3 protein-coding genes are annotated in these 2557 nt (G+C 73.0%); 1 reads left to right on the top strand and 2 read right to left on the bottom strand.

All coding sequences use genetic code 11. From position 1 onward, the window contains the following. A partial coding sequence (locus FV223_RS25000; protein WP_147729488.1) for a methyltransferase domain-containing protein occupies window positions 1-569 on the bottom strand: 569 nt, incomplete at its 3' end. A gap of 346 nt (window positions 570-915) precedes the next feature. Between FV223_RS25000 and FV223_RS24995 the strand changes: the two genes are divergently transcribed. Next, on the top strand, window positions 916-1158 hold the full coding sequence (locus tag FV223_RS24995; RefSeq protein WP_147729487.1) for a hypothetical protein: 243 nt from the start codon (window positions 916-918) through the stop codon (window positions 1156-1158). Between the two features lie 46 nt (window positions 1159-1204). On the opposite strand, the gene FV223_RS24990 is transcribed toward FV223_RS24995, so the two are convergent. Beyond that, a partial coding sequence (locus tag FV223_RS24990; protein ID WP_147729486.1) for an ATP-binding protein occupies window positions 1205-2557 on the bottom strand: 1353 nt, incomplete at its 5' end.

The following is a 2557-nucleotide window of genomic DNA, read 5'->3' as shown; positions in this document are numbered from 1 at the left end:
CGCGACAACGCGTCGGCGATCGCCGACGCCTTCGCGGCCGCCGCCGAGACGGATGCGGGCGGGCGCCACGTCCTGTCGCAGCCGCTGCGCGCGCACGTCCTCGTGTCGGACAGGCAGAGGAACGCCCCGGCCGCGATCGCTGCAGCGATGGCGCCCTGCGCCGCGGCGCGGATCGCGGTCTCGTCCTCGACCGGCTGGAGCGCCGAGAAGAAGCTGCCCTCGGCCAGCGGCTCGACCACGACGATCCGGCCGCCCGGTGCGACGACGCGGGCCGCCTCGTCCAGCGCCGCGCGCGGGTCGGGAACGTGGTGCAGGGCGTTGAGGATGACCGCGCCGCCGAAGGTCCCGTCGGCGAACGGCAGGGCCTCGGCGGAGCAGATCTCGAAGGCGCAGTCCGGCGCCCGGCGCCGGGCTGCGGCGACCGCCGCTTCGCCGGGGTCGATCCCCGTCACCCGTGCGCCGTGGCCGGCCAGCGCAGCCGACATCGCCCCGGGGCCGCACCCGATATCGACGATGCGGCGCCCCGCGATCGGCGAGAACGCGTCGAGGACGAGCGAGAGGGTATCCATGGGGCAAGGTCCGGTCCGGGCGTTCCGGAGCACCATCGCGGGGCGGCCGGCACGGTGCAACCGCCGCGGGGCCGCGAGCGGGAACGCCGCGATCATCCGGCTGCAGCGGCCCGCGGGTTCTGTCGGGGCGTTACGAACGCGCCGCTTCGTGATCGCGAGATCAATCGTCGCGCCTGTTCACCCGTCCATCCCCCTGATAGTTTCCCGCTCATCACACGCATTCGGTTCTCGCAGCAGGCATCCATCACCGGAGGTCCTGATCGGCGTCACCTGCGACCGAACGATCATTCCCACGGAAGAGCGGATGCCGTATCTGTGGGATAAAATCCCACGGATATGTCCCGCAATGCCGCGCTTCACCATCGACCTGCATGACGGCGCGCACTTCGTGCGCGACACCGAGGGCTTCGATCTGCCCGATGCGGATGCCGCGCGCGAGAAGCTCGTCCGGATCATGTCGAAGATCGCGCAGGGCTTCGCGGCCGTCCCCGAGCGCCAGGACTACCTCGCGGTGGTCCGCGACGAGCACCGGAAGGTCGTCTTCCGGGCCCGTCTCTCGCTGGACATCGAGACGTTCGACGTCGGCTGAGCGCCGAGGATGGACCCTCGCGCGGCGCCGGCCGGGCATCGGCGCGTCACCGCGGCGTCGCGGGGCCGACGGCCGAGCGCCTGGCGATGTCGACGACCTGCTCGGGCGTCGGCGGGTTCGCCGGGTGGTGGCTCAGGCACAGCGGCGTCCGCAGCTTGACCGGGCGGCCGGAGCCCTCGGTGGCGAAGTAGAACTCGCCCGCTCCGAGCTTGCCGATATCCGCCGCCGTCCCGCCGCTGGCGGCCAGGATCTCCTGGGCCGCCGCGATGGTCGCGGGCGCGCTCTGCCGGCCGAAGACCTGCGTCGTGCAGTTCGAGACCACCTGATTGTGGATGCCGCGCGGCACCTGCGTCGCGACGATCATGCCGAGCCCGTACTTTCGCGCCTGCGCCACCAGCTTGATGCCGCTGCCGAGGCTCAGCGCCTGCCGCTGCGCGGGCAGGAAGATTTGCGCCTCGTCCACCACGTAGAGCAGGCCGCGCGGCGACGGGTTGCGCTTGACCCAGCCGAACAGGGCCATCTGCAGCCGGTTGACGAAATCCTCCCGGGCCGCGTCCGATCCGAGGCCGGCGAGGTTGATCACGGAGATGCGGGTGCGGTCGCCGCCGAAGAACAGGATCGCGGGATCGAGTGCCGCGCCCTCGGCCTTCAGCAGAGGGTTCGTCGCCACTGCGGCGTGGAGCTGGTCGGCCATGCCGGCGGCGAGCTTGCCGGCCTCGCGGATGCGGCTCACGTCGTCGGGCAGATCGGCCAGTAGCGCGGTGAAGGCCGCGAGGTCGCCGCCGCCGTCGGCCGCGAACAGGCGGAGCGCGTCGGCGAGGACGCCGCGTTGCAGCTCCTTCTTCGCGCCGGCGAGCGGCCCCAGCGTCTCGGCGGCCATCTCGACGGCCTGCTGGCGCTCGTCGCGGTCGTCGCCGAGGCCGCGAAAATCCGGCATCGCCGACAGGAACACCGGGTTGCCGGCATGCACCCCCGGCGTCCAGACCACGACCTCGACCCGGGCCCGGTAGACGCGGGCCTTGGCGTCGTCGTCTGCGGTGAACCGGCCCGGCCGCTCGGGCCAGGCTTCGCCGAGGCGCGACAGGTCGTTGTTGGGATCGATCACGATGGCCGGAATGCCGGCCAGCGCCGCCTCCTCGACGAGGCGGCGCAGCAGCACGGTCTTGCCCGAGCCCGAGCCGGCGATGATCGCGGTGTGGCGCGGCAGCAGCCGGATCGGCAGGGTCACGGGCTCGCCGCCCGCGCTCATGCGATGACCGATCGGGATCTCGGACGGCGCCGCATTCGCCTCGCCGTTCGGACGCGGGCGGTCCTCGCCGCGGCCGGGGCGGGGCGGCGGCAGCGCGTGACCCGCCCCCGCCGATGCGGTCTCGCGCGGCATGACGGGGGCGTCCTCCAC

The sequence above is a fragment of the Methylobacterium sp. WL116 genome (assembly GCF_008039455.1).
GTDB lineage: Bacteria > Pseudomonadota > Alphaproteobacteria > Rhizobiales > Beijerinckiaceae > Methylobacterium.
The sequence above is the reverse complement of the archived record's forward strand: the minus strand, read 5'-3'. Positions and strand labels throughout refer to the sequence as shown.